The sequence below is a fragment of the Kitasatospora sp. NPDC051164 genome, from assembly GCF_044455625.1.
Taxonomy (GTDB): Bacteria; Actinomycetota; Actinomycetes; order Streptomycetales; family Streptomycetaceae; genus Kitasatospora.
Genome location: NZ_JBITFB010000001.1, coordinates 245,213 through 270,694 on the forward strand (window position 1 = coordinate 245,213; position 25,482 = coordinate 270,694).

The 25,482-nt window shown below is 72.4% G+C and carries 21 protein-coding genes; 8 read left to right on the forward strand and 13 right to left on the reverse strand.

Going from position 1 to position 25,482, the window contains the following annotated elements:
- Window position 1 precedes the first annotated feature (1 nt).
- A complete protein-coding gene (locus ACIBEC_RS01050; RefSeq protein ID WP_360490079.1) occupies window positions 2-1,135 on the reverse strand; it encodes a TetR/AcrR family transcriptional regulator C-terminal domain-containing protein in 1,134 nt (377 codons plus the stop codon).
- Window positions 1,136-1,357: 222 nt separating this feature from the next.
- Between ACIBEC_RS01050 and ACIBEC_RS01055 the strand changes: the two genes are divergently transcribed.
- Both ACIBEC_RS01055 and ACIBEC_RS01060 read left to right on the forward strand, forming a co-directional pair.
- Window positions 1,358-2,473 (forward strand): FAD-dependent monooxygenase, encoded by a 1,116-nt coding sequence (locus ACIBEC_RS01055; RefSeq protein WP_360490081.1) that lies wholly within the window; start codon window positions 1,358-1,360, stop codon window positions 2,471-2,473.
- 235 nt (window positions 2,474-2,708) lie between these two features.
- Window positions 2,709-3,260, forward strand: a complete 552-nt coding sequence (locus ACIBEC_RS01060; protein ID WP_360490083.1) for a DUF1990 domain-containing protein — start codon at window positions 2,709-2,711, stop codon at window positions 3,258-3,260.
- 50 nt (window positions 3,261-3,310) lie between these two features.
- On the opposite strand, the gene ACIBEC_RS01065 is transcribed toward ACIBEC_RS01060, so the two are convergent.
- Window positions 3,311-3,757: a YjbQ family protein gene (locus ACIBEC_RS01065; protein WP_360490085.1), complete on the reverse strand. Its 447-nt coding sequence runs from the start codon at window positions 3,755-3,757 to the stop codon at window positions 3,311-3,313.
- Window positions 3,758-4,041: 284 nt separating this feature from the next.
- Window positions 4,042-4,308: a hypothetical protein gene (locus tag ACIBEC_RS01070; protein WP_360490087.1), complete on the reverse strand. Its 267-nt coding sequence runs from the start codon at window positions 4,306-4,308 to the stop codon at window positions 4,042-4,044.
- An 883-nt stretch (window positions 4,309-5,191) separates the two neighbouring features.
- Between ACIBEC_RS01070 and ACIBEC_RS01075 the strand changes: the two genes are divergently transcribed.
- Complete coding sequence (locus ACIBEC_RS01075; RefSeq protein ID WP_360490089.1) at window positions 5,192-7,393, forward strand: bifunctional glycosyltransferase family 2 protein/CDP-glycerol:glycerophosphate glycerophosphotransferase; 2,202 nt, start codon at window positions 5,192-5,194, stop codon at window positions 7,391-7,393.
- A 133-nt stretch (window positions 7,394-7,526) separates the two neighbouring features.
- Here ACIBEC_RS01075 and ACIBEC_RS01080 read toward each other — a convergent pair whose 3' ends face one another.
- Window positions 7,527-7,739: an EF-hand domain-containing protein gene (locus ACIBEC_RS01080; protein WP_360490091.1), complete on the reverse strand. Its 213-nt coding sequence runs from the start codon at window positions 7,737-7,739 to the stop codon at window positions 7,527-7,529.
- A gap of 173 nt (window positions 7,740-7,912) precedes the next feature.
- On the opposite strand from ACIBEC_RS01080, the gene ACIBEC_RS01085 reads away from it, so the two are divergent.
- Window positions 7,913-8,581, forward strand: a complete 669-nt coding sequence (locus ACIBEC_RS01085; RefSeq protein WP_360490092.1) for a lysophospholipid acyltransferase family protein — start codon at window positions 7,913-7,915, stop codon at window positions 8,579-8,581.
- A 192-nt stretch (window positions 8,582-8,773) separates the two neighbouring features.
- Here ACIBEC_RS01085 and ACIBEC_RS01090 read toward each other — a convergent pair whose 3' ends face one another.
- From ACIBEC_RS01090 to ACIBEC_RS01100, 3 genes are all read right to left on the reverse strand, one after another.
- Complete coding sequence (locus tag ACIBEC_RS01090; RefSeq protein ID WP_360490094.1) at window positions 8,774-10,609, reverse strand: ABC transporter ATP-binding protein; 1,836 nt, start codon at window positions 10,607-10,609, stop codon at window positions 8,774-8,776.
- A gap of 187 nt (window positions 10,610-10,796) precedes the next feature.
- The gene (locus tag ACIBEC_RS01095) at window positions 10,797-11,570 is read right to left on the reverse strand and encodes an SDR family oxidoreductase (protein ID WP_360490096.1); all 774 of its coding nucleotides are present in this window, start codon (window positions 11,568-11,570) and stop codon (window positions 10,797-10,799) included.
- Between the two features lie 218 nt (window positions 11,571-11,788).
- The gene (locus ACIBEC_RS01100) at window positions 11,789-12,478 is read right to left on the reverse strand and encodes a LysE family translocator (RefSeq protein WP_396287655.1); all 690 of its coding nucleotides are present in this window, start codon (window positions 12,476-12,478) and stop codon (window positions 11,789-11,791) included.
- A 90-nt stretch (window positions 12,479-12,568) separates the two neighbouring features.
- Here ACIBEC_RS01100 and ACIBEC_RS01105 point away from each other — a divergent pair, with 90 nt between their 5' ends.
- A complete protein-coding gene (locus ACIBEC_RS01105) occupies window positions 12,569-13,888 on the forward strand; it encodes a PLP-dependent aminotransferase family protein (RefSeq protein WP_360490691.1) in 1,320 nt (439 codons plus the stop codon).
- Window positions 13,889-13,974: 86 nt separating this feature from the next.
- On the opposite strand, the gene ACIBEC_RS01110 is transcribed toward ACIBEC_RS01105, so the two are convergent.
- From ACIBEC_RS01110 to ACIBEC_RS01120, 3 genes are read right to left on the reverse strand one after another with little or no spacing between them, the layout of a single operon-like run.
- Entirely contained in the window at window positions 13,975-14,880 is a 906-nt protein-coding gene (locus ACIBEC_RS01110; RefSeq protein WP_360490098.1) for an SDR family oxidoreductase, read from the reverse strand.
- Window positions 14,877-15,944: an alpha/beta hydrolase gene (locus tag ACIBEC_RS01115; RefSeq protein ID WP_360490100.1), complete on the reverse strand. Its 1,068-nt coding sequence runs from the start codon at window positions 15,942-15,944 to the stop codon at window positions 14,877-14,879. The genes ACIBEC_RS01110 and ACIBEC_RS01115 overlap by 4 nt, the downstream gene beginning before the upstream one ends.
- On the reverse strand, window positions 15,941-17,506 hold the full coding sequence (locus tag ACIBEC_RS01120) for an NAD(P)/FAD-dependent oxidoreductase (protein ID WP_360490102.1): 1,566 nt from the start codon (window positions 17,504-17,506) through the stop codon (window positions 15,941-15,943). Before ACIBEC_RS01120 ends, ACIBEC_RS01115 begins: the two co-directional genes overlap by 4 nt.
- Window positions 17,507-17,721: 215 nt before the next feature.
- On the opposite strand from ACIBEC_RS01120, the gene ACIBEC_RS01125 reads away from it, so the two are divergent.
- Together ACIBEC_RS01125 and ACIBEC_RS01130 are read left to right on the forward strand one after the other, a co-directional pair.
- Window positions 17,722-18,510, forward strand: a complete 789-nt coding sequence (locus tag ACIBEC_RS01125) for a MerR family transcriptional regulator (RefSeq protein WP_396287656.1) — start codon at window positions 17,722-17,724, stop codon at window positions 18,508-18,510.
- A gap of 76 nt (window positions 18,511-18,586) precedes the next feature.
- Complete coding sequence (locus ACIBEC_RS01130; RefSeq protein ID WP_360490106.1) at window positions 18,587-19,579, forward strand: iron-siderophore ABC transporter substrate-binding protein; 993 nt, start codon at window positions 18,587-18,589, stop codon at window positions 19,577-19,579.
- Window positions 19,580-19,735: 156 nt separating this feature from the next.
- Here ACIBEC_RS01130 and ACIBEC_RS01135 read toward each other — a convergent pair whose 3' ends face one another.
- Window positions 19,736-20,404, reverse strand: a complete 669-nt coding sequence (locus ACIBEC_RS01135; RefSeq protein ID WP_360490108.1) for an NAD(P)-binding domain-containing protein — start codon at window positions 20,402-20,404, stop codon at window positions 19,736-19,738.
- A 114-nt stretch (window positions 20,405-20,518) separates the two neighbouring features.
- Here ACIBEC_RS01135 and ACIBEC_RS01140 point away from each other — a divergent pair, with 114 nt between their 5' ends.
- Window positions 20,519-20,941 carry a helix-turn-helix domain-containing protein gene (locus ACIBEC_RS01140; protein ID WP_360490110.1) on the forward strand — a complete coding sequence of 141 codons (423 nt, stop codon included), beginning with the start codon at window positions 20,519-20,521 and terminating at the stop codon, window positions 20,939-20,941.
- Window positions 20,942-21,103: 162 nt separating this feature from the next.
- Here the strand turns inward: ACIBEC_RS01140 and ACIBEC_RS01145 are convergent, their stop codons facing one another.
- Together ACIBEC_RS01145 and ACIBEC_RS01150 are read right to left on the reverse strand one after the other, a co-directional pair.
- Window positions 21,104-22,747 (reverse strand): M4 family metallopeptidase, encoded by a 1,644-nt coding sequence (locus ACIBEC_RS01145; protein WP_360490112.1) that lies wholly within the window; start codon window positions 22,745-22,747, stop codon window positions 21,104-21,106.
- A 494-nt stretch (window positions 22,748-23,241) separates the two neighbouring features.
- Window positions 23,242-25,371: a protein kinase gene (locus ACIBEC_RS01150; protein WP_360490114.1), complete on the reverse strand. Its 2,130-nt coding sequence runs from the start codon at window positions 25,369-25,371 to the stop codon at window positions 23,242-23,244.
- Between the last annotated feature and the right edge of the window lie 111 nt (window positions 25,372-25,482).

Genomic DNA, 25,482 nt, shown 5'->3' on the forward strand with positions numbered 1-25,482 from the left:
CCTACTCCGCCACTTCGCCCCGCCGCAAGACGGCCCCGATCCCGGCCTCGCTTCCCTGCCGCTCCCGCGACCGGATTGCCTCACCGCTCCCACTCCCACTCCCACTCCCACTCCCACTCCCGGCCGACTCGATCATGGCGGCGACGCCGTCCAGCAGCGGCTTCAGCCCGAAGGCGAACAACGCGTCCAGGTCGAGGTCGTAGCCGTTGCCGAGGCTGCCGGTCGTACGCGCGAACACGGGATGGCGTTCGCCGGTGACGATCGCGGTCAGGGCCGGACCCTGATGGTCCATCCACTGGTCCTCGGTGAGGCCGGTGGTGGCCTCGGCCTGGGCCTCCCGTTCCAGGTGGACGGCGATCCCCTGGACGTAGCTGTAGAGCAGGACGTGCAGGTCGAGCATGGTCGTGGCGTCGAGCCCGTGACCGTCGAGCGCGGTGAGCGCCCATTCGGCGTGGTCCAGCAGGGCGGGCAGCATCAGCGGGCGGGTGAGCGCGCCGACCTGGGCGAGCCACGGGTGGCGCCGGTAGATCCGCCACAGTGTGTGCGCGCCGATCTCGAGCCGCACCCGCCACGCCGCCGGTGGTTCTGCCGGGTACGACTCCTCTCCGAACGCCGCGTCCGCCATCAGCAGCACCAGGTCGTCCTTGCTCGGGACGTAGCGGTAGGGGGACATCGCGGCGACGCCGAGCCGGGCCGCGATGCTGCGCATGGAGAGCGCCGCGAGCCCTTCACGGTCGGCGATCTCCATCGCGGCCCGGACGATCCGCTCCGTGGTCAGCTCGACGGACGGCCCCGAGGCCGACGGTGCGGCGGACATCGACGCGGGCGCGGCGGCAACGGGTCCGGCGGGCACGGAAGCAGCGGGCCTGGACGCACCGGGCACGGAAGCAGCGGGCCCGGGCGCAGCGGTGGCGGCCACCACGGTGCCCACCCTGGGCCGGGTCTCGACCAGCCCCTCCAGCCGCAGTGTGGTCAGCACCTTGGTGGCCGTGGCCAGCGCGACGTGCCACTCACGGGCGATCCGCCGCGTCGACGGCACCTGCTCGCCCGGCGCGAGCGTGCCGTCGGCGATCCGCCCCGCGATCTCGTCGGCGATGCGCCGGTACGGCGGGGTGGACTCGGATCCGGCGGTCATGCGGCCCACTCTCTCGTGTGACGCGGATCTCATTCCGCGACGGCCCGAACTGTACTAGTTCAGACGCTACCAGGAGCGTCGCTACGGATCAGCTCGCTGCACTAGATCAGAGGCGGTGAAACAGCACTTGGAAGGCCTACGCGTACGCCGTACATTCAACCCGCGTACAGCGTACGAGCCGACGCGCGACACCGCGCGCGGACGGACAGCGAGGAGCGACCAATGAAGACCGTGCTCATCTCCGGCAGTGGCATCGCCGGTACCGCGCTCGCCGCACTGCTGAGCCGCCGGGGCTTCGCCCCCACGGTGGTGGAGCGCGCTCCCGGGCCGCGCGGCGGCGGGCAGGCCGTGGACATCCGGGGTGTCGCGCTGGAGGTGGTCGAACGACTGGGCGTGCTGGAACAGGTCCGCGCCCGGCGCACCCGGATGCGGGGCATGTCCGTCCTGGACGGCGACGGCCGCGAGGTCCACCGCTCCACCGAGCACACGATCAGCAGCGGGCGGCTCGACAACGACGACCTCGAGCTGCTGCGAGACGACCTCGTCCGGATCCTGCACGAGCGTGCCACCGAGGAAGGGGCAAGCCGGTTCGTGTTCGGGGACAACGTGACCGCGCTCGACCAGGACGAGGAAGGCGTCCGGGTCTCCTTCGAGCACGGCGAGCCGCGCCGGTACGACCTGGTCGTGGGCGCCGACGGACTGCACTCGGCCGTGCGCCGACTGGCCTTCGGGCCCGAGGAGCGCTTCGCCCGCCACCTCGGGATGCACCTGGCGATCTTCAGCGCGGACAACTTCCTCGGTCTGGAGGACTGGCAGCTGTGGCTGCGCGACGGCGAGGCCGGGTACGGCGTCTACCCGGTGCGCGACAACACCGAGCTGCGGATCACCTTCGGCTTCGCCGGTGAGCCGTTTCCGGAGGGCCGGCGCAGTCCGGAGGCGCAGCGGGCGGTCGTCGCCGAGCGGATGTCGGCGCTGCGCTGGGAGAGCCCGAGGCTGCTGAAGGCGCTGGCCGAGGCGCCCGACCTCTACTGCGACACGATGACGCAGATCCGGATGGACCGCTGGTCGCACGGCCGGATCGCCCTGCTCGGGGACGCGGGCTACTGTGCCTCCCCGCTGTCGGGCCAGGGCACCAGCCTCGCCCTGGTCGGCGCCCACGTCCTCGCCGACGCACTCGCCCGATCCGCCGGCGACCACCGCACCGCCCTCGCCTCGTACGAGGAGCGGCTGCGCCCGTTCGTCGAACTCAACCAGGCTCTGGCGACGGAGAACCCGGGCGGAGCGGCCGCCGAGGAATCCGTGGAGCGGGCCAAGGACGCGATCTCGCTGGACGACTGACCGAAGCGGACGGGGCAAGGGCGACGGCGTTGAGGGAACAGATGACAGCAGACAGATGACAGCGAACAGATTTCAGAAGACGTTCGCTGATATCTGTTGACTGAAAGCTGTCCGCCGAACGCCGTCCGCCGCAGCCCGTTCGCAGCCCGCCCGTCCGCCATGGCCCGTCCGCCGTCCGTCGGCAGCCGTCGGCCCGCCGACCGGGCGGGCCTGGCCGACGGCTACCGTGACCGGCATGGCTACCGATCTCCACCAGCGCCTGCTCGCCGCCCGCGCCACCGCCCCGTCGTACGCCGAGGTGGGGGCCACCCGGGGCGGGCGGCTGCCGGACGGCTACGCACACCTGCGGCGGCGGGTGCACCTCGGGCACGGGCCGGAGGTACTGCAGCGGGCCGGGCGGTACGTCCTCGGCTGGGGCACCCAGTTGGGCACCGGCTTCGCGGTCCACCCCGGCGGGCCGGCCCGGGACGGGGACACGGTCCTGCTGCGGCTGAGCCTGCCGGGGAGTCGGTGGCCGCGTCTGGTGATCCCCTGCCGGGTGGTGTGGACCGTGGACGAGCCGGACCGGGTCGGGTTCGCGTACGGGACGCTCCCCGGGCACCCGGAGTGCGGCGAGGAGGCCTTCCTGGTGTCCATGGACGCCGACGGCGAGGTGTGGTTCGAGGTCACCGCGTTCTCCCGGCTCTCCGCCTGGTACGCGCGCCTCGGCCGCCCGGTCGCGCTGCTCTGCCAGCACCTGGCGATCGAGCGCTACCTCACGGCCGTGGCCGCGCACGTCGGCCGGTAGCCACCGGACATGGCAATCGGCCTGATCGGGGCGGGCCGGCCCGACGGGAGTCAGCCCAGGAAGGACAGCCGGACGGTACGGCGCGGATTGTCCCCGTTGGTGTCGACCAGCACCACCGACTGCCAGACGCCGAGCGCGAGTTGGCCACCGAGCACGGGCAGGGTGGCGTGCGGGGCGACCAGTCCGGGCACCACGTGGTCCCGGCCGTGGCCGGGGCTGCCGTGCCGGTGGCTCCAGCGGTCGTCGGCCGGGAGCAGTGCGCGCAGGGTGGCGAGGAAGTCGTCGTCGCTGCCGGAGCCGGTTTCCAGGACGGCGATCCCGGCGGTGGCATGCGGGACGAAGACGTTGAGCAGGCCGTCGCGCCCGGCGGCCCGCTCGTCGAGGAACGCGGCGCAGCGGTCGGTGATGTCGAGGGCGACCTCGTGGCTGCCCGTGGTGATCTCGAAGGTGGTGGTCTGGAACAGACCGGCCGGGGTGGAGTTCTTGTTGTCCGCCATGGCGCCATCCTGACCCAGGTCAGGGGGCTCGGCGTACTGCCTCGCCGACTCGGCTTGCCAGGGAGGCAAACTCGCATAGGGTGAAAGGTTCAGACCACAGCCCGGGCCTCGACCAGCCCCGCCCGGCTCGGGACAGCCCCCGCCCGGCTCGGGACAGCGGCCGCCCGCCCGGCTCCCCGACGGCAGCTGCCCGGATACGCCAATGACCCGGCGGACCGGATGGTCCACCGGGCCTGCTCCCGACCAGGACGGGACAACGACTGACGCCGACCGGGGACGAACCCCTAGCCGCGCCCGCCGAAGAGGCTCCGCCGCAGCCGACGCAGCGGTGTCAGCAGCGAGATCCTGGTGTGGCGACGACGGGTCGCCGGGGCTTCGCCGCCGCGCGGCGTCAGCTCCCTTATCAACCCGAGCGCCTCGGCGGTGTCCACCGCCGGGAGCGCGGGCGCGCCGAGCACGGCCAGGTGTCGTTCGATCCGGCGGCCGGTCGTGCCGACACCGCACTGGATCGCCGGCACACGGGGCCGAGTCCGCACTTGCATGTGTTCCATCAGTTTTCCCACCCCTACGAGGCGCCAGGGCCGTGAGGCGAAGACTATCCGTGACAGACGGCCTTCGCGCAACCGTCCTTGGTGTTGTGCCACCGTATCGTGTGGCGTCAACTGACGGTGCACCAGGGGCCACCCGGCCGATCACGACTAGGCATCAATGATGGTGCACGACCGGCCATCCGTCAGCAGGGCCAGGAGGTGCGGGCCCGGCGCCCGTGTGCGCGGTACGCGCCCGGCGCACGGGGGCGCTGTGGCGGGACGCGGCTCGGCACCGGGTGGGGCGCCCGCGCACACCCGCGGGGACTCCGCATGTGGACACCGCATATAGGGGACAGCCGCCAGATCGACAAAGTGATCTTCGGGGTCATCACTCACCGTTGCCCACCGTCGTCCGTCACCGCCCGCCACTACCCGTCTCCGCCCGTGTCCGCCCGTCTCCGCCGCCCGCCAGCTCCCACCCGCTCCCGGCTCCGCCGAATTCATGAAGTGAACACATTCGAGGGATTGACTCCCGCCGAACCTCCAAGCAATATCTGATGCACGCGCCGGTGCCCGCACCGCACCCAGGTGCGTGTTCGAGTGATGAAGAACTCCGGCTCCCGCGAGCCACTGCCCGGCCGCCTCGACGCTGCGGTGGCCAGGCTCGCGCGGTGCCCGGACCGGCGGTCGGCCGTAGAGGGTCGGCCGGGCCGCCACCTGACTGCCGGTGCCGCCCCGTGAGGGGCCCGGCACCGGCGGTTCCGGGTCACCCCCCGCGGATCACACCGACCGGCCGCCACGGCTGCCACCGGCTGCCACCGGCAAAACCCGCGGATCCCCGGCAGGACCTCCGCACCGGACGTCCACGCAGGTCGCGCCCGGTGGATCGGTAGACTCGGCCACCGTGTCCCTCCTCCTCAGCATCGTGCTCCCGGTCCACGGCGTGGAGCGGTACCTGCCGCGCTGCCTCGATTCGATCCTCGGCGACACCCCCGCCCTGGAGTCCCGCTTCGAGGTCATCGCGGTCGACGACCTCTCCCCCGACGGCTCCGGCGCGATCCTGGACGCCTACGCGGCCCGCGACCCCCGGCTGCGGGTGCTGCACCTCACCGAGAACCAGGGCCTCGGCGGGGCCCGCACCGCCGCCCTGCCGCACGCGCGCGGCGAGTACGTCTGGTTCCTGGACAGCGACGACTGGGTGCCCGAGCGGACCGTCAGCGTGATCCTCGACGAGCTGACGCAGGAGCGCCGCCGCGAGACCCCGGCCGACGTGCTGATCACCGACTTCACCCACGTCTACCCGGACGGCGGGACGGAGTCCAACCCCTGGCGCCACGTGCTGACCGGCTCCCCGCTGGTCGAGGGCTGCACCCTGGCCGAGCACCCGGCGCTGTTCCAGACCGTGATGTCGGTGTGGAACAAGGTGTTCCGGCGCGAGTTCCTCGACGGCCTCGGCGTCTCCTTCGGCCGTGGCTACTACGAGGACATCTCGGTCACCTACCCCGCGCTGCTGGCCGCCGAGCGGCTGCGCTACCTCGACCGCCCCTGCTACAACTACCGGCGCGGCCGGGACGGCGCGATCACCGCCACCGCCTCCCCCAAGCACGCCGACGTCTTCGCCCAGTACGACGCGATCTTCGCCTTCCTGGACCGCGCGGACCGCCCCGGCCCGACCGTCCCGGACTCGCTGCGCACCCTGGTCTTCGACCGGACCGTCCGCCAGGCGCTCAACGTCTACGACACCCCCGGGCTGGTCCCCGTCGGCCTGCGCAAGGAGTTCTTCCAGCGGATCGCCCGGCACTTCGATCGCCACCGCCCTGCGGGCTACCGCTTCCCCGGCGGGGTGCGCGGTGTGCAGTACCGGCTGGCCTCGCGCGGCGCCCGGATCGCGTACGCCGAGCTGCGCCGCACCGGCCGGCTGCCGCGCGAACTCAAGCGCGGGGCGCGGGCGATGGCGCCCGCGGTGAAGAAGGGGGTGCGCAGCGGCGCCCGGTTCACCGCGTACAACGCCTTCCGCCGGCTGCCGCTGGACGAGAACCTGGCGGTCTACGCCGCGTACTGGCACCGGGGTTACGCGTGCAGTCCGGCGGCGATCTACGAGAAGGCGAAGGAGCTCGCGCCGCGGATCCGGGGCGTGTGGGTGGTGGAGAACCGCCGGCAGGCCGCCACGCTGCCGCCCGGGGTACCGTACGTGATCGTCAACACCCCCGCCTACCTCAAGGTGATGGCGACCGCCAAGTACTTCGTCAACAACGTCAACTTCCCGCGCACGATGGTCAAGCGGCCGGACTCGGTGCACGTGCAGACCCAGCACGGCACCCCGCTCAAGGCCATGGGCATGGACCTGCGCGACCGCCCCTCCGCGGCGGAGGGGATGGACTTCGACCTGCTCCAGGAGGCCATCGACCGCTGGGACTTCCTGGTCTCCCCCAACCCGCACACCAGCGAGCACTTCGCCCGCGCCTTCCCCGGCCGGTACGAGATGCTGGAAACCGGCTACCCGCGCAACGACCGGCTGGCCGACGCCGCCCCGGACGAGGTGCGCGCGGTGCGCGAGCGGCTGGGGCTGCGGCCGGGCACCCGGGCCGTGCTGTACGCGCCGACCCACCGCGGCGGCAAGGGCGGCTACCTGCCGCTGCTGGACGTGGCCGAGCTGGCCCGGCGGCTGGGCCCGGACTTCACGCTGCTGGTGCGCACGCACTACTTCCACACCGGCGGGCCGGGCGACCTGACGGCCGAGGGGAAAGCGGCGGAGATCGTGGACGTCTCGGCGCACCCGGTCGTCGAGGACCTCTACCTCGCGGCGGACGTGCTGGTGACGGACTACTCGTCGATGATGTTCGACTATGCGGTGCTGGACCGGCCGATGGTGATCTTCGCCCCGGACTGGGAGGAGTACCAGCGGGAGCGCGGCGTCTACTTCGACCTGTTCACGGAGCCGCCGGGCGCGGTCACGGAGACCGCGGACGAGCTGACGTGGGCGCTGCTGGCGGGCGATCCGGCGCCGGGGGCACGGGCGCGGTTCCGCGCGAAGTTCTGCGTCTGGGACGACGGCGGGGCGGCGGAACGGGTGGTGCGCCGGGTGTTCCCGGTGGACAAGCGGTAGGACCAGGACCCCGGAGCGCGGGGGCGGTTGGGCCCGGAGCACAAGCGGTGGAGTCTCCGGACGAAGCCTCCTGACGGGACCTCCGGACGGGGCCGGCGCCGCCGGTACGGCGACCGGCCCCGTCGGCGCGGGCTCAGCGCCGGCGGGCAGCCAGGAACTCCTCGAAGGTCAGGACGCCGTCGTGGTTGGTGTCCATGCTGTGGATCAGCGCCTCGGCCATCGAGATGGTGACGTCGTGGTCGCCCATCTCGTTCGCGGCCAGGGCGTACTCGGCCGGAGTGATCTTGCCGTCGCCGTCCTGGTCGAAGCGGTCGAAAAAGGCCTTGATCGCCTCGGTGGTCTCCATCGTGCCCTCCTGGGTACTGCGGGGTCGTGCTCGGTACGGACGGCCGTACCCTACCCGGCCGTGGTGTTCGCCACGGCGGCCGGGAGTGGACGGGCGCGGGGGTGGGTGTCGTAGTCTGCGGATCTGATGCAGGCCCGGGACCTCCCGGGCGGTCGTTCGTCCAGGGAGGGAACATGCTCGATCTCGCCACCAGGCTGGTGCTGAAACCCGTTTCGCGGGGTATCTGGCGGCCGGTCATCGAGGGTGCCGAGAACGTGCCGCGCAAGGGCGGGGTGATCCTGGCCAGCAACCACCTGTCATTCATCGACAGCGTGGTGATCCCGCTGACCGCCCCGCGCCGGGTGCACTTCCTCGCCAAGGCCGAGTACTGGACCGCGCCCGGACTCAAGGGCAAGCTCTCCAAGGGCTTCTTCGAGGCGATCGGCGCGGTGCCGGTCGAGCGCGGCACCTACCGTTCCGCTCAGGCCTCACTGGAGTCGGCGCTGGAGATCCTGGAGGACGGCAAGGCCTTCGGCATCTACCCCGAGGGCACCCGCTCGCTGGACGGCCGCCTCTACCGGGGCAAGACGGGCGTCGCCTGGCTCGCGCTGACCGCGGGCGTGCCGGTGGTGCCGGTGGCGCTGGAGGGGCCGGAGGAGATCCTGCCGGTGGGCAAGCGCGTGCCGCGGCTCAAGAAGGTGACGGTCCGCTTCGGCGAGCCGCTGCACTTCGACGAGCTGCACGGGCAGGCCCGCTCGCTGAAGGCCCGTCGGCAGGTGACCGACGAGGTGATGGCCGCGATCCAGCGGCTCTCCGGCCAGGAGGTCGCAGAGAGCTACAACGAGGTACCGAAGGCCGCCTGACCGCCGACGGGTTCGCCCCAGGCTCCGAGCGGCGGGTCCGACTCCCGGGCCCAACCCCCGGGCCCAACCCCCGGGCCCGACTCCCGGGTCCGACTTCGGGTCCGACTTCGGGTCCGACTCCCGGACCCAACCCCCGGCTACGACTTGCGGGTCCGAACGGGCAGGCCCAACCCCTGGGTCCGACCGGCGGGTTCAGGCGTGATCGAGGACGGGTTCCGGCAGGGCGGCCGCCTCCGGCGCTTCCCGGCGCAGCAGGGCCGCGTACCGGCCATCCAGCTCCACCAGCTGGTCGTGGGTGCCGAGTTCGACCACCTGGCCGTGGTCCAGGACGGCGATCTGGTCGGCGGCGCGGACGGTGGAGAGCCGGTGCGCGATGGTGATGGTGGTGCGGCCGGCGGCCAGCGTGTCGACGGCCTGCTGGACGGCGCGCTCGGTCCGGTTGTCGAGCGCGCTGGTGGCCTCGTCGAGGATGAGCACCGGCGGGTTGCGCAGGATCGTCCGGGCGAGCGCGAGGCGCTGCTTCTCGCCGCCGGAGAAGCGGTAGCCGCGCTCGCCGACCAGGGTGTCGTAGCCGTCCGGCAGGGCAGCGATGGTGTCGTGGACCTGTGCGGCCCGGGCGGCCTCGACCAGTTCGGCGTCGGTGGCGTCGGGCTTGGCGAAGCGCAGGTTCTCGGCGACGGAGGCGTGGAAGAGGTAGGTCTCTTGGGAGACGACGCCGACCGCGCGGGCCAGGGTGTCGAAGGAGAGTTCGCGCACGTCGACGCCGTCCAGGGTGACCCGGCCACCGGTGACGTCGTACAGCCGCGGGACGAGGTAGCTGAGGGTGGTCTTGCCCGAGCCGGTCTCGCCGACCACGGCCAGTGAACTCCCGGCGGGGACCTTGAGGTCGAGGCCGGCGAGGGTCGGGCGCTCCTGCGCGGGGTCGTATCGGAAGTCGACGTACTCGAAGCGGACCTCGCCGCGGAGGTCGGTCAGCGTGACCGGGTCGGCCGGTTCGGCGATCTCCACCGGCAGGTCGAGGTACTCGAAGATGCGCTGGAAGAGCGCGAGCGAGGTCTGTACGTCCACGCCGGTGGACAGCAGGCTCACGGTGGGGCGGAAGAGGCCCTGCTGGAGGGTGACGAAGGCGATCAGGGTGCCGACCGAGACGATCGGCGCGCCGGCGGCGGAGGTCAGCCCGGCCGCCCAGTAGATCAGCGCGGGCATCGCGGCCATCACGATCTGGATGGTGTTCATCCGCCAGCGCCCGGCCATGCTGGCCCGGACCTCCAGGTCGGCGAGCTGGTCGGACTGCCCGGTGAACTCGCGGGCGAGCGAGTCGGAGCGGCCCATCGTGCGGCCGAGCAGGATGCCGCTGACCGAGAGCGACTCCTGGACCGCCGAGCTCATCGCGGCCAGCTGCTTCTGCCGCTCGGTGGTGATCTTCTTGCGTTCCTGGCCGACCCGGCGGCTGATCCAGACGAACAGCGGGAGCAGGACCAGGGAGACGACGGTGAGCCGCCAGTCGAGGGCGACCATGGCCACAACGGAGGCGACCACCGCGGTGAGGTTGGAGACCAGACTGGTCGCGGTGGAGGTCACCGTGGACTGCATGCCGCCGATGTCGTTGGCGATCCGGGACTGCACCTCGCCGGTGCGGGTGCGGGTGAAGAAGGCCAGCGACTGCCGCTGCAGGTGCCCGTAGACGGCGGTGCGCAGGTCGTGCATCACGCGCTGGCCGACGGTGGTGGAGATCAACGTCTGCAGGACGTTGAAGATGCTGTTCACCACGGCGGTGAGGATCATCCCGAGCGCGAGCAGGCTGAGCAGCCCGGTGCGGCCCTGCGGGATGGCGGTGTCCAGGACGGCCTTCAGCAGGAACGGCGAGACCACCGAGACCACGGCGGATGCGGCGACCAGCAGCCCGACGGTGGTCAGGCGGCCTCGGTACGGGCGGAAGAGCGCGAGGATGCGCCGCCACTGGGCCGGCGGGCGGGGCTCGCCCTCGGCGCGCTCGGGCGGGGTCCATCTGATGGTGGCTGGCCTCAAGGGCGGGCCTCTCTGGGTCGGCGGGTCGGACGGGGATCAATATAGGGAGGATAGCTCATAGTTAGACAAGCTAATAGTGAGATTCGCTCTATTCCCGCCCGACCGCTCCGGCAGTCTTGGCAGCCGACCGCCCCGCCCGACCGCCCCGCCTGACCCGACCGACCGACTCCTCGGACAGCTGCGGCCGTCAGTCGGTGCGGTAGGTGCGCGCCGCCTTCGAGGAGAGGCCGCCGAGCCCGCCGGACGGCAGCATCCGGGCGATCGCCACCGCGACCTTGTACCGCTTGCCCGGCACGGACAACGACCGGCCGCGGGCCAGGTCGCGCATAGCCTCGTCCACCACCCGCCCGGCGGAGAGCCAGGACCAGGACGGGATGTTGCCGGTGCCCATGCCGGCCCGGTCGTGGAACTCCGTCCGGGTGAAGCCCGGGCACAGCGCCATCATCCGCACGCCCGTGCCGCCCAGGTCACGCAGCACGCCCTGGGTGAAGCTGACCACCCAGGCCTTGCTGGCCCCGTACGTGCCGCGCGGCAGGAAGGCCGCCACCGAGGCGACGTTGACGATCGCGCCCCGCCGGCGCTCACGCATGCCGGGCAGCGCCGCCGTGGTCAGCCGCAGGATCGCCTCGATGTGCACCTTCAGCATGTCCAGCTCGTCCTGCAGCGGGACGGCCCCGAACGCGCCCTTGTTGCCGAAGCCGGCGTTGTTGATCAGAAGGTCCACCGGGCGGGCGGAGTCGGCGAGCCGGGCCTCGACGGCGCCGATGCCCGCGTCGGTCGCGAGGTCGGCGGTCAGCACCTCCGCCTCGACGCCGTACGTGCCGTGCAGGTCGGCGGCGGCGCGCTCCAGGCGCTCGGTGTCCCGCGCCACCAGGACGAGCTGGTAGCCGCTACGGGCGAGCCGGCGGGCGAACGCGGCTCCGATGCCGGCGGTCGCGCCGGTGATCATGGCTGTGGTCATACCCCCGACCGTACCGACTCGCCGCAACCGAGCCCACACCGAGCGCAACGCCCCTGCTCAGGGGGGTGCGGATGCAGACGATCGATCGTGCCCGGACGGTTCATCCAGGCCGGGTTCGAGATGCTGCGAACCGCCTGTCGCCAGTCCCCGCCGTAAGGCTTGACCGTAACTCCCGGCCGTGACTCCCGGCCGCGCCTGGCCGTACGGCCCCGCCAGTCCTAGGCCACGACTGCCGTGGCGCGGTCGGCGGCGATGTGCACGGCGAGGCCGGCGAGGACGGTGCCCATCACGTAGCGCTGGATGCGCAGCCAGGCCGGGCGGCGGTTGAGGAAGGCGGCGATGCTGCCCGCGCTCATCGCGATCAGGCCGTTGACAGTGATCGCGATCGCGATCTGGGTCAGGCCCAGCAGGAGGCTCTGCAGGGCGGCGTGGCCGCGCTCCGGTGCCACGAACTGGGGCAGCAGCGAGATGTACATGATCGCGATCTTGGGGTTGAGCAGGCAGGTCAGGAAGCCCATCGCGAAGAGGCGGCGCGGCGGGTCCGGCGGCAGCTCCTGCGGGGCGAAGACCGCCGTACCGCCCGGCTTGACCGCCTTCCAGGCCAGCCAGAGCAGGTAGCCGGCGCCGGCCAGCTTGATCGCGGTGTAGAGGGCGGGCACCACCGAGAACACCGCGGCCACCCCCGCCGTCACGGCGACGAGGTAGACCAGGAAGCCGGTCGCGACCCCGAGCAGCGAGATCAGCCCGGCGCGGCGGCCCTGCGCGATCGAGCGCGAGACCAGGTAGATCATGTTGGGTCCCGGCGACAGCACCATGCCCAGTGCCACGGCAGCGATGCCGAGCACGGCGTGGCCGTCCACGGCGGATGTCAACGCGTCCATGTGATCCAGGTGATCCAGGTGGTCCATGCGAGGAGGCTAGGACGGGTGGACAGCTCAATGCAATGATGACTTTGCACTCGGTGCAATGATGGTCAGGGCATGAGGGGATCGACGCCGATGGACGACTACCGCCTGATCGCCGACCTGGTCGCCGCCGACATTGCGGACGGACGGCTGCGGCCCGGCCAGCAGCTGCCCACCCAGCGCGCGTTCGCCCGCAGCCGGGGCATCGCCAACTCGACGGCGGGGCGGGTCTACCGGGAACTGGCCCGACGCGGCCTGACCGTCGGAGAGGTCGGGCGCGGGACCTTCGTCCGGGCCGGGCGCGGTGCGGACGGCGGCCTCGTCGCGCTCGCCGAGCCCACCGCCGCGCCCGTGGACCTGGAGCTCAACTACCCGGTCGTCCCCGGGCAGTCCGAACTGCTGGCGGGTGGACTGGCACCGCTGCTGCGCGCGGACGCGCTCGGGGAGGCGCTGCGGCCGATCGGCGCGGCCGGGACGGGTGCGGCGCGGCGGGCCTTCGCGGGTCTCCTGTCGACCGGTTCCCGGGAGTTCGACGCCGCGGACCTGCTGTTCGCGGGGAACGGGCGACAGGCGGTCGCGGGGGCGCTCTCCGCACTGGTGCCGCCCGGGCAGCGGCTCGGGGTGGAGGCGCTGACCTATCCGGTGGTCAAGGCGGTGGCGGAACGGCTGGGCATCAGGCTGGTGCCGCTGGCGGTGGACGAGGACGGGCTGCTGCCGGACGCCGTTGCGGCCGCCCACCGGGCGGCGCCGCTGCGTGCCGTGTACCTGCAGCCCCGGCTGCAGAACCCGCTCGGAGTGAGCCTGCCGCGCGAGCGGGCGGTGGCGCTCGCGGAGGAGCTGCGACGGCTCGACCTGCCGGTGGTCGAGGACGCCATCTGGTCCTTCCTGCGGCCCGAGCTGACACCCCTGGCCGCGCTGGCACCGGAGCGCACCGTCCTGGTGGACAGCCTCTCCAAGCGGCTGGCCCCCGGGCTGACCACCGGGTTCGCGGTCGTGCCGGCCGCGCTGCGCGATCCGGTGGCGGGCGCGCTGCGGTCGGCCGGGTGGACGCCGAGCGGGTTCGCGCTGGAGGCCGCGGTGCGCTGGATCGGGGACGGCACGCTGGCCGCGGTCGAGGCGGCGAAGCGGGCCGACGCGGCGGCCCGGCAGCTGCTGGCGCGCGAGGTGCTGGCGGGGCAGCGGCTGCGGGCCGACCCGTGCTCGTACTACCTGTGGTGGGAGCTGCCGGGGGCGTGGCGGGCGGAGACCTTCGTCGCGGCAGCCGCACGGGCCGGGGTCTCGGTCACGCCCGCGACGGCGTTCGCGGTGGATCCGCGGCGCTCGCCGTCCGCCGTCCGGGTCGGGCTCGCGTCGCCGCCGTTGCCGGTGCTGGCGCGGGCGCTGGAGACGCTGGCGCGGATTGCGAACAGCTGACAGATGACAGCTGACGGATTTCGAAATCTGTCAGCTGTCATCTGTCGACTGCCGTCCGCCGGCTGCCCTCTGTGACCCGTCCGGGGTCAGCTGCCCGAGCCGCTGTGGCTCCCCCGGGCTGCCGTGTCCGCCGCACCTCCGGCGCCGACGGCGCGCAGGCGGCTCGCGGCGGTGGCCGCGAGCTGGGGGGCGAGCCGGGCGACGTCCCGGGAGCCGACCACCGCGATCAGGCTCGGCAGCACCCAGCGGACCGGCTGCATGCCGCGCAGCCAGGCCTGGGCGTAGACGTGGGCGGACCGGCGGGCGATCCCCGCGACGATCCGGTCCACCGCGGGCTCCAGCGGGTACGTCTTGTTCGCCGGCCACGGCAGCCGGGACCGCATCTGCTTCAGCACGGTGTCCTCGTCGGCGCCGCGCACCATGTCGGTGTCGGTCCAGCTCAGGTATCCGACGCCGACCTTCACCCCCTGGTGGGCGACCTCGGCGCGGATCGAGTGGGCGAAGGCCTCCACCCCGGCCTTGCTGGCGCAGTACGCGCTCATCAGCGGCGCCGGCGTCAGCGCGGCGAGCGAGGCGATCTGCAGCAGGTAGCCGCGGCTCTCGGTGAGCGCCGGCAGGAAGGCCCGCGCGGTGGCGACGCTGCCGAGCAGGTTCACCTCGATGACCCGGCTGAAGGCCCGGTGGTCGCTGTCCGTCAGCGGTCCGCCGATGGCGATCCCGGCGTTGGCGACGACCGTGTCGATCCGCCCGTAGTGCTCCTTGATCCGGCGGGCGGTGTCGTCGAGCGCGTCGAGGTCGGTGACGTCCACCTCCCAGCTGGTCGCGTCGGGCCCGCACTGGGTGGCGACGGCCTTCAGCTCCTCCGGCTCGAGCCCCAGCAGGGCGACCTTGGCTCCACACCGGGCGAGCTTGCGGGCCAGCGACGCGCCGACCCCGCGGGCGGCCCCGGTGACGACGACGACCTGCGCGGACAACGGCGGGATGGCGTTCATGCGACGGCGGTCCTTTCGTCGGTGGAGTCGCTGGTGGACTCCACAGTGGAGTGGGCAAGGGCGGAGTGGGCGAGGGAGACGGCGGTGTCCCCGGCGGGTTCTGCAGTGGAGTCGGCGGCTGCGGCCGGGACGGGACCAGCGCCGGCGGGCGCACCGACCAGGTGCTCGGCGGCCATCCGGTGGATCTCGGCGGCGACCTCCGACGGCCGCTCCAGCGGCGACATGTGCCCGACCCCGGGCAGCAGCAACAGCCCCTGCGGATCCTGGAGTTCGGCGACCATCCGGTGTGCGTGCACCGGCGGGGTCAGCCGGTCGTTGGTGCCGACCACCACCGCCGTGGGCGCGGTGAGCCGGGCCAGCCCCGCGTGGACGTCCAGCCGGTCGAGCACCGCGGCCCAGTTGGCGCGGACGGCGGTCGGGCAGGCGTGCACGATCCGGGCCGTCGCCTCGACCTGACCGGCGGGCGAACTCGGCCCCATGGTCGCGTACTTGAGCGCCACGCGGCTGAGCGGCGAGACCGGTCCGAGCGGCATCCGGGAGCGCAGCAGCTGCCGGTGCAGGAAGCGGCGCAGGCCCGGGGAGCGAACGCCCGGGGGCAGGACGGTGAGCTCGGCCACCAACTCGCTCGGCCCGGTGGAGATCAGGACGGCGGCGGCGGTGCGCTCGGCGACGTCGGGGCGGCCACCGGCGGCCATGATGGTCATTCCGCCCATGCTGTGCCCGGCCAGGACTGCCCGCTCCCCCGCCGGGACGGTCCGGGCGAGCACGGCGGACAGGTCCTCGGCGAGCGCCCGGGTCGAGTAGCGGGCCCGGCTCGGCGGGATCTCGCTGTGTCCGTGGCCGCGCTGGTCGTAGACCACCACCCGGTAGCGGTCGGAGAGTTCGCGGATCACCGGGGCCCAGAAGGCGGTCGAACAGGTCCAGCCGTGCGCCAGCACCACGGTGGGAGCGCCGGGTTGGCCGTGCACCTCGACGTGCAGCCGGATGCCGTCCGCCGAGCGGACGCTCAACTCCTCGACGGGAACGGGCGGTTCGTACTCGGCAGGCAGATGGACGGAACTCACGCGGTGACCTCCTGGACGGTGCGGGCGGCGGTCGGCACCGCCCGCATGATCAGCTCGTACTCGCCGAGGTCCACCTTGCGGGTGGCGCGGCGGAACGAGGTGGTGGAGCCGGGCCAGAGCACCGTGTTCTTGCCGCTCGGGTCGAGGTACCAGCTGCGGCAGCCGCCGGTGGTCCAGACGGTGCGGTCCATCCGGTGCTGCAGTTCGAGGTTCCACTGCCGCTGGGCGCGCGCGGTCGGCTGCATGGCGGCGGCGCCGATCGAGCCGAGCGTGGTCAACGCGTCGATCATGTAGTTCAGTTGGGATTCGATCATGAGGATCATCGAGCTGTTGCCGAGGCCGGTGTTGGGCCCGATGACGAAGAAGAGGTTCGGGAAGCCGCGCACGGTCGAGCCGCGCAGCGCCTCCATGCCGTCCCTCCACTCCTCGGCCAGGCTGGTGCCGTCGACGCCGAACACCCGGTCCCCGATGGGCATGTCGGTGACGTGGAAGCCGGTGCCGAAGACGATGGCGTCCACCTCGTGCTCGCTGCCGTCGGCCGCGACCAGCGTGGAGCCGCGCAGTTCGCGCAGGCCGGAGGATACGACCTCGGTATTGGCCGCAGCGAGCGCCGGGTAGTAGGTGTTGCTGAGCAGGATCCGCTTGCAGCCGATCCGGTAGTCCGGGGTGAGCTTGGCGCGCAGCGCCGGGTCCTGGATGCCCTGGGCGATGTGGCGTTCGGCGAGCTGCTGGACCAGGCGCAGCATTCCGGGGCGGCGGACGAAGGCGTCGACCTGGAGCTCGCGGAGGGCGAACAGGGTGCCGCGGCGGATCGCCGCGGTGATCGGCAGGCGGCCGTGCAGCCACTTCTCCAGCTGGGTGATCTCGCGGTCGCGGCGCGGCAGGACCCAGGCCGGGGTGCGCTGGAAGACGGTCAGCTTGCCGACCTTGGGCTGGATCGACGGGATGATCTGGGCGGCGGAGGCGCCGGTGCCGACCATGGCGACGCGCTTGCCGGTCAGGTCGAAGTCGTGCTCCCAGCGCGAGGAGTGGAACACCTTGCCGGTGAAGCCGCTCAGCCCGGGCAGGTCGGGGATCTGCGGGTCGGCGAGCGGTCCGGCGGCGGAGACGACAGCGTCGGCGGTCCACTGACCGGCCGAGGTGGTGATCCGCCAGCGGGTCTCGTCGCTCTCCCAACGCGCCTCCAGCACCTCGGTGTTGAACCGCAGGTGGGGGCGGAGACCGAAGACGGTGGCGACCTTCTCCAGGTAGGCGCGGATGTCCGGCTGGCCGGAGAAGCTGCGCGGCCAGTCGGGGTTGGGAGCGAAGGAGAAGGAGTAGAGGTGCGAGGGCACGTCGCAGGCGCAGCCGGGGTAGCTGTTGTCGCGCCAGGTGCCGCCGACGGAGTCCGCGCGTTCCAGGACCACGAAGTCGGTGATCCCGGCGCGGCGCAGCCGGACCGCGGCGCCTAGGCCGCCGAAGCCGGAGCCGATCACCGCCACCCGGACGTGCGGTACGGCCTGGTCCGGCACCGCGGACGTCTCGGACGCGCCGGATCGGGGGCGCTTGCTGCTGGATGCCATGCGGCCTCCTCCTGAGGGTGGGGCGGTGATCGTCGCGCTCTCCGGGGGGCTTGCTCCGGAACCCTGCCAATCGCGCCAGTAATCACTGGCATGGTTGGCAGGGTAGCCCTTGCTGACACCGGATGGAAGAAGCGCGACAGCCCCGGTTCCGGGAGTCTTCCGGGTTCCGGGAGCTTCCCTTCCGCGTTCCGGGAGCCTTTCCGGCCGACGGACCTATGCTGATCGCCGTGGACAAGGTCAGAGCTGCTGCGGGCGACAGAAAACGCGAGTACCGGGTGGAGGAACTGGCCGAAGCGGCCGGCATCACCACCCGCACCCTGCGCTTCTACCGCGAGCGCAAACTGCTCCAACCGCCCCGCAAGGAGGGCCGGATCGCCTGGTACGGCGAGGAGCACCTGGCCCGGCTGCGGATGATCGGCGAGTTGCTGGAACGCGGCCACACCCTCGGCGGCATCGCCGAACTGATCGGCGCCGGCGAGAGCGGCCGGGACGTCGCGGACCTCATCGGACTGGAGGCGGCGATCGTCGCACCCTGGTCGGACGAGGCCCCGGTACGCCTGGACTGGGAGGAACTGAAGGCCGCCTTCGGAGACCAGCTCAGCGAGGAGAACACCGCCGAATCGATCGCCCAGGGCTACATCACCGTCGAGGAGGACGGGATCACCCACGTCAGCCGCCGCCTGATGGACGCCACCACGGAGCTGGTGGCGGAGGGCGTGCCGCTCTCGGCGGTGCTGGACGCCAGCCGGCGCACCCGGGAACACGTGGACGCCATCGCCGAGATCTTCATCGAGGTCGTCAGCGAGCACCTGCTCAGCGCACTGTCCGCCGACACCCCGCTGCCACCCGGCGAGGCGGCCCGGCTCACCGAACGCATCCTGCGGGTGCGGCCACTCGCCCGGACCGTTGCCGACGCCCAGTTCGCCCTCGCCATGGACCGCCGGGTGCACGCCGAGTACGACGAACTGCTGCGCCAGCGACGGGAGAACGGCTCCGAGGCGTAGCGGGCCGGCGCGGTTCCGAGGCGTACCCGGGCTGCAATGCGGGCAGGGATTCCCGCGCCCTGCCCGTACGTCGGAGGTGCCGTCGCTGCCCAGACCCCTCAGCCGCCGCACCGTACTCGGCCTCGTCGCCGGGCTCCCCCCGGGCCTGACGCTCGCCGCCTGCACCTCCGACTCACCTGCCCCGACAGCCGGTTCGTCCGGCAGCGGCGGCACCAGGACCGTCCGGCACGCACGCGGCGAGAGCACCGTACCGGCGCGGGCGGCTCGGGTGGTGGCGCTGGACACCGACGCCCTGGACTCGGTGGTCACCCTCGGTCTCGCCCCGGTCGGCGCCACCACTGTCAGCGCCGGCGCGCCCTTCCCGACCTACCTCCCCGCCGACCGGCTGACCGGGACGAAGGCCGTCGGCGCCATCGGCCAGCCCAGCCTGGAGGCGATCGCGGCGCTGCGGCCGGACCTGATCCTGAGCAACCAGGTCCGCGACGACAAGCGGTACGACGAGCTGTCCAAGATCGCACCGACCGTGCTCTCCAAGACCACCGGACCGACCTGGAAGGAGAACGTCCGGCTGCACGCGGAGGCGCTGGGCCGCCAAGTCGAGGCCGAGGCTGCGGACACCGCGTACCGGACGAAGCTGCGGGACCTGGTCACCGCACTCGGCGGACCGGCCAAGGCCGCCGCCACCCGGGTCGAGATGGCCCGCTTCCTGGCGGGCGCGCCGACCAGGCTGTACCTCAACGACACCTTCGTCGGCTCACTGTTCAAGGACCTCGGGCTCGGCCGGCCCGCCAACCAGGACAAGCCCGGCTTCTCGATCGAGATCAGCCCGGAGCAGGTCGACCAGGCGGCGGCCGACGTCATCTTCTACTCGGCGTACGGGGACGCGGACAAGTCCGACGTGGGCAGGGTCACCGCAGGCGCGCTGTGGAAGAACCTGGATGCCGTCCGGAACGGCCGGGTGTTTCAGGTGGTCGACAGCCTGTGGATGCTCGGCATCGGCTACACCGGCGTGGGGCTGATCCTGGACGGGATCCGCGCGGGCCTCACCCAGGGCTCGGCGAACAGGTGACGGCGGACAGACGACACATAACAGACAACAGCGGACAGCGGACAGCGGACAGCTATTGAAATCTGTCCGCTGTCAGCTGTCATCCCGCCGCCCTCCGCCCCCGGCCGTACCGCGACGGCCGCAGCTTCTGGGGGCCACGGCGGCCTGCCGACCCTGCTAGCCCTCGTCGTCGGTCGCTCCCGGTGCCAGGGCCGGCGACGGGAAGACCCGGCGCGCCTCGCCGCCCGACCACCAGACGCCGACCGCGAAGACGGCCGTCGCCTCCAGCAGTCCGGCCCGGTCGAGCCCGCCGCAGTGCACCGGCAGGCAGCCCATGGAAGCCACCAGGGCGGCGACCAGCACGGCGGCCACCGGGTCGTCCGCGCAGTACGGGACGCCGAGCGGAGTGCCGCCCTCGAAAGCGGGCCGCGGCAGGGTCCAGATGCTCTCGTGGCAGATGCCGAACACCTTGGCCACCCGGGCCGCCGGAGCCGTCGAGGCGAGCCGCGCGGCGATGGAGTCGGCGGTTCCCGTCGTGGTCAGGTGCGGGCCGTCCGCGCCCGGGGCCATCGGCACGGTGCAGTCCAGGAGGGTCCGCCCGGCCAGTTCGGCCGCCAGCGGGGCGACCACCGCCACCGCCACCGCGGCCGGTACCGCGACCAGTACGGCCTCCCCGAACCTCGCTGCCTGCGCCGGGTCGCCGCCGTCCACCGCGCCCATCGCTGCGGCCAGTTGCTTCGCCGCCTCCGGGTCGCGGCCGCCCACCAGTACCTCGTGCCCGGCCCGCACCCAGGCCCCGCCGAGGGCCGCCGCCATGGCACCCGTCCCCAGAATGCCGATCCGCATGTCCACTCCTCGCCATCGGTGCCCGACCGCAGTCGGTGCGAACTTCCGTACCCGGCATGCTAGGCGGGCCGATGCACACCGCCCGGTACGCATCGGTTCGGGCAGTATGGCCGCATGCACACCACGAGCCGCTGCGGCGAGATCGAGAAGGGGGACGGCGAGGAGGCCGACGACCTGGGCGGCGGCGCCTTCGCGGCCGACTGCCGCGCCCGGCTGGCCTTCGAGGTGATCGCCAACCGCTGGGACAGCGTTGTCGTCTACGTCCTCGGCGAGCGGGGACCGATGCGCCCGCGGGCGCTGCTCGACCGGATCGGCGGGATCAGCCCGAAGGTCCTCAACGAGGCGCTACGGCGACTGGAGTACAACGGCCTGGTGGAGCACCGCCGTTACGCCGAGGCCCCGCCACGGGTCGACTACGCCCTCACCGAAGCGGGCACGGCCCTGCTCGGCCCGATCCGCGCACTCGGCTCCTGGGCCGTCGAGCACGGCGACGCCGTGCTCGCCGCGCAGGAGCTGCACGACATCGGCCTGTCCTGACGTATCGTCAAACGACAAGAAGCGGCGGGGGCGACGGTGGTCCGCACCCCGTCGCCCCCGCCGCCCATGGCCCTTCCGGCCGGCACCCACGGCCCGGCAGGGCCTCGGTTTCGCCCGAGTCAGGTCAACCCGACTCGATCAGTCCGACCCGGTCGCCCCACCTCAGTTGACGTTGACCGCCGTCCAGGTGGCGGCGACGGCGTTGTACTCCGTGCTGCCCGAGCCGTACAGGTCGGTCGCCGCGCTGAGGGTGGCCGCACGGGCCGCCGCGTAGTCGGTGGTGGACGTGAAGTACGTGGTCAGCGCCTTGTACCAGATCTGCGCGGCCTTGTCCCGGCCGATGCCGGCGAGCGTCGAGTTGTCGTACGTCGGGCTGTTGTAGTTGAACCCGTTGATGCTCTTCGCGCCGCTGCCCTCGGACAGCAGGTAGAAGAAGTGGTTGGCCACGCCGGACGAGTAGTGGACGTCCAGGTTGCCGACGTTGGCGTCCCAGTAGTCGGCGGACTGGCCGTCCCTGCTCGGCTGGTCCATGTAGCGCAGCGGGCTGCCGTCGCCGTTCAGGTTGATCAGTTCGCCGACCCAGTAGTTCGGCGGGTTGGAGGGCAGGTTGGCGTAGAACTCGACCATCGTGCCCATGATGTCGGAGGTGGCCTCGTTGAGGCCGCCGGACTCGCCCGCGTAGTTGAGGTTGGCGGTCGCGGCGGTCACGCCGTGGGTCATCTCGTGGCCGGCCACGTCGAGTTCGGTGAGCGGGGCGGCGTCGCCGCTGCCGTCGCCGTACGACATGCAGAAGCAGTCGTCGCTCCAGAACGCGTTGACGTAGTTGGAGCCGTAGTGCACCCGGCTGAGGGCGCCGACGCCGTCGTTGCGGATGCCGTTGCGGCTGAAGGTGTTCTTGTAGAAGTCCCAGGTGGTGGCGGCGCCGAACTGGGCGTCCACGGCGGCGGATTCGCGGTTGGCGGCGGTGCCGTCACCGAAGGTGTCGGTGGTGTTGGCGAACAGCGAGCCGCTGCCCGAGGTGCCGTTGCTCATGTCGGTGGTGGACTGGCCGCCACGGGTGCCGTCCTTGAGCTGGTACTGCCCGCCGCTCTCCGCGGTGGTCAGCGCGACCTGGCCGACGAAGACGCCCTTGCCGGTGCCGGCGGCGGTCTGCACCTTCTCGTGGGTGGACAGCACCTGGCCGCTCGCCGCGTCGGTGACCAGGACCTGGCTGCTCGGGGTGCCGTCGGCGCGCACGCCTTCGACGGTGGTGCGGTAGGCGAGGCGGGGGTTGCCGTCGGTGGCCCAGACCACCAGTTGGGCCTTGCCGGTCTGGTGGACGTCGGCCAGCGGCGACTGGTCGGCGTCGAGGGTCGCCCCGACGGTGGCCTTGACCGCGCCGGTGGCCTGTGCGGCGGCCTGGTCGGCCGGGACCTTCGGGGTGACGCTCGGCAGGTCGATCCGCGCGGAGACCGCCTTGGAGACCGACTTCACGGCGCCATCGGCCTTCTGGTGGACGACCAGGTCGCCGCCGATCACCGGCAGGCCGGCGTAGGTGCGCTCGAAGCGCAGGTGCCGGGTGCCGTCCTTGTCCACCACGGCGTCCTTGGCGACCAGTTGCTCCTTGTCGCCGAGGCCGAGCGCCTTGGCGAGCGGGCCGGCCTGGCCGCTCGCCACCGCGAGTACGGTCGCGTGCTGCTGGGCGGCCTGGGCCTGCGGCGAGGGCGAGGAGGCGGGGGCGGCCTGGGCGGCGGTGCTCACCTGGATGACACCGGTCAGCAGGGCGGTGGCCGAGAGTACGGCGACAGCCGCGAGCTTTCGCTTCACGTGGGAGTCCTTCCGGGAAACCGCGTCTGGGCGCGGTCGCGCCACGTCCCGGGGGCCGGGTCGGCACCTGTGGGGCGGAACGGGCGCTGACGTGCTGAAATCCCGTGCAGTCGAGCGGCTCGCCACCAAGGGTGGGGGTGGGGGCTACCGCTGGGGATGACCACAAGCATGACAATCCAACAGATGAAATGACAGGTCTACCTCAAGGGTTGGCCAGGTCCCGCCACGGGGTAAAGGGTGTTCAAGTGGCAGGCGAATCGGGGCGATTCACCGCATCCTGCGATTCGTTTCCACTCGAACCATGTCCGACCGCCTGCGCGGCAGCCCTTCGCCCGCCGAACGACCGTCCGGCGGGCGGATTCGATCGACCTGCGATCGACTTTTACATCTGTGTAGAACTTTCCACACGGTCCCTTGACACCCGGGTGGCGAGGGTCCGCCACCCCGCACCCTTGTCCGCGCGCCTGACGACTGCTAGGACTCCTCGGAGGCCTTCACTGGAGCCGCCACTCCTGGGCCGTATTGCCGGGGGTACAGGTCACCATGGTGACCGCGTTGCCCGGACCGTTGTTGGTCATGCAGACCGAGTTCATGTAGTCGGCCAGCGTGTACGAGCCCGCGGTGGAGCCGTTGCGGACGGTCCAGTTGGTGAGGTAGCTGAACCCGTTGCTCAACGCGACCTTCCCGTCCGTGGTCTGGACGAGCTGCGGGCCGCCGTTGTTGCAGGCGTTGAAGAGGATCCACGAGCCGGGGTTGGTCGACCGCACCCAGCCGTACTGCGCGGCGCCGCCGAGCACGATCGGGTTGTCGCCGTTCAGGTTGTCGTCGCGCATCCCGATCGAACGGCCGTCCTTGACGCTGACGATGGTGCTCCAGCTGTTGCCGCCGCAGGACGGGGGCCGGCTCGGGCTCTGCGGGGCCGCGGTGGTGCCGCCGCCCGTGGTCTGGGCCGGCGGCTGCGGGTTCTGGTTGGCAGGCGGGGCGGGCGGGTTGGCACCGCCGCCGGGCTGGTTCGCCTGGCCGCCACCGGACCCGTTGCCGGACGTGCCACCGGACCCGTTGCCACCGGACCCGTTGCCGGAGGTACCACCGCCGGAGGCCGTGCCCGCACCGCCGGTCCGGCTCCCGCCCGAGGCGCCGCCGGCGTTTCCGGCCTGGCCCGGAACCGGGACGGGGGCCTGCTGCTGGTTCGGGGTGCCGGGCGCCGGCTGGTCGGGGGTCGGGGTGGCTGCCGGGGTGTCGGTCGGCGGCAGGGTGGCGGGCCCGGTGGTGGTCGCGGCGGCCGGGCTGCCGGTGACCGGGTTCGCGGAGACGGTGACCACGACCGTCGGCTGGGCGGCGGGCGGCACGGCCGCACCGGAGTCGCCGGGGCTGCGGTCGACCAACAGGGCAGTGGCGGTGCCCATCGAGATGACGACGGGGATGATCACGGGCACCAGCAGGGCGCGCCGGGACCGGCGCTTGCCGGGCTCGGTCTGCGCCTGCGACTGCACCTTCGCGACCTCGTCCGGCGAAGGGGTGGCACGCATGGCGGGAGCGACCACGGCGGCGCCGGCCTTCGCCGACCCGCCCTTGGCCGGGTCGCCCTTGTCCTGCTCGCCCTTGTCCGACGCGCCCTCGGCCGGCTCACCCTTGTCCGACCCGCCCTTGTCCGGCTCGCCCGCGGGCGTCTCTCGCTCGGCTCCTTCCTTGGCTGCCGCCTCGGCTTCTCGCTTGGCCTCCCCCTCGGCCGCCGAGCCGGTGCCGGGCCGGAGGGCGATCGTCCGGCTATTGCCCGTGGCGCTCCCGGATCCGACGCCGCCGAGCGCCGCGCGGGCCGCGGCCGCCATCGCGGCGGCGTCCGCGAACCGCTCCTCGGGCTTCTTGGCCAACGCCCTGGCGACCAGCACCCGGACCGCCGCAGGGAAGGCCTCCGGCAGCTCCGGCACCGGCTGGTTGACGTGCTTGAGCGCGATCTGCAGCGGCCCGTCACCGGAGTACGGCGGCTTGCCCACCAGCAGTTCGTAGCAGACCACGCCGATCGAGTAGAGGTCGGTGGCCGGCCCGAGGGACAATCCCTCGGCCTGCTCCGGGGACATGTAGAGCGCGGTGCCGATGATCGCGAACGGGGCGGTGAGCTTGGTGCTGGCGATCGCCCGGGCGATGCCGAAGTCGGTGACGGCCACCCGGCCGTCGGTGCGCACCATCAGGTTGGACGGCTTGATGTCCCGGTGCACGATGTCCCGCCTGTGCGCGGCGTGCAGCGCGTCCAGGGCGCCGGCCACCAGGCCGAGGGCGCGCTTCACGGTCATCGGGCCGGTGTCCTCGAGCACCTGGTCCAGCGGACGGCCGTCGATCAGCTCCATGACGATGTAGGCGCAGCGCTCGTCGCCGTCCGCACCGCTCTCGCCGTAGTCGTGGACGTGCACGACGCCCGGGTGGTCGATCGCGGCGACCAGCTGGGCCTCCCGGCGGAAGCGCTGGGCGGCGGTGCCGTCCTCGAACAGCTCCGAGCGGAGGATCTTGACCGCCACCTGTCGCGCCAGCACGGTGTCCTCGGCCCGCCAGACCGAGCCCATCGCGCCGCCGCCGATCTTCTCGACCAGCCTGTACCGCCCGCCGAGCACGGTGCCCGCCCCGCTCATGCCCCTGTCCCCCCGTGTGTCGTGACCCTCCCCGACGGGTCGTCGGCACACAGTGTGCCAGAGCGTGTCGTGTCCTCAGCCGCTCGGATGTGCAAAGGAATTGAGCACAAC

Bases quoted from the DNA above. Each gene is read 5' to 3' on its own strand.
- ACIBEC_RS01050 (WP_360490079.1), bottom strand. From the start codon at position 1,135: ATGACCGCCGGATCCGAGTCCACCCCGCCGTACCGGCGCATCGCCGAC.
- ACIBEC_RS01055 (WP_360490081.1), top strand. From the start codon at position 1,358: ATGAAGACCGTGCTCATCTCCGGCAGTGGCATCGCCGGTACCGCGCTC.
- ACIBEC_RS01060 (WP_360490083.1), top strand. From the start codon at position 2,709: ATGGCTACCGATCTCCACCAGCGCCTGCTCGCCGCCCGCGCCACCGCC.
- ACIBEC_RS01065 (WP_360490085.1), bottom strand. From the start codon at position 3,757: ATGGCGGACAACAAGAACTCCACCCCGGCCGGTCTGTTCCAGACCACC.
- ACIBEC_RS01070 (WP_360490087.1), bottom strand. From the start codon at position 4,308: ATGGAACACATGCAAGTGCGGACTCGGCCCCGTGTGCCGGCGATCCAG.
- ACIBEC_RS01080 (WP_360490091.1), bottom strand. From the start codon at position 7,739: ATGGAGACCACCGAGGCGATCAAGGCCTTTTTCGACCGCTTCGACCAG.
- ACIBEC_RS01085 (WP_360490092.1), top strand. From the start codon at position 7,913: ATGCTCGATCTCGCCACCAGGCTGGTGCTGAAACCCGTTTCGCGGGGT.
- ACIBEC_RS01095 (WP_360490096.1), bottom strand. From the start codon at position 11,570: ATGACCACAGCCATGATCACCGGCGCGACCGCCGGCATCGGAGCCGCG.
- ACIBEC_RS01100 (WP_396287655.1), bottom strand. From the start codon at position 12,478: ATGGACCACCTGGATCACCTGGATCACATGGACGCGTTGACATCCGCC.
- ACIBEC_RS01105 (WP_360490691.1), top strand. From the start codon at position 12,569: ATGGACGACTACCGCCTGATCGCCGACCTGGTCGCCGCCGACATTGCG.
- ACIBEC_RS01110 (WP_360490098.1), bottom strand. From the start codon at position 14,880: ATGAACGCCATCCCGCCGTTGTCCGCGCAGGTCGTCGTCGTCACCGGG.
- ACIBEC_RS01120 (WP_360490102.1), bottom strand. From the start codon at position 17,506: ATGGCATCCAGCAGCAAGCGCCCCCGATCCGGCGCGTCCGAGACGTCC.
- ACIBEC_RS01125 (WP_396287656.1), top strand. From the start codon at position 17,722: ATGCTGATCGCCGTGGACAAGGTCAGAGCTGCTGCGGGCGACAGAAAA.
- ACIBEC_RS01135 (WP_360490108.1), bottom strand. From the start codon at position 20,404: ATGCGGATCGGCATTCTGGGGACGGGTGCCATGGCGGCGGCCCTCGGC.
- ACIBEC_RS01140 (WP_360490110.1), top strand. From the start codon at position 20,519: ATGCACACCACGAGCCGCTGCGGCGAGATCGAGAAGGGGGACGGCGAG.
- ACIBEC_RS01150 (WP_360490114.1), bottom strand. From the start codon at position 25,371: ATGAGCGGGGCGGGCACCGTGCTCGGCGGGCGGTACAGGCTGGTCGAG.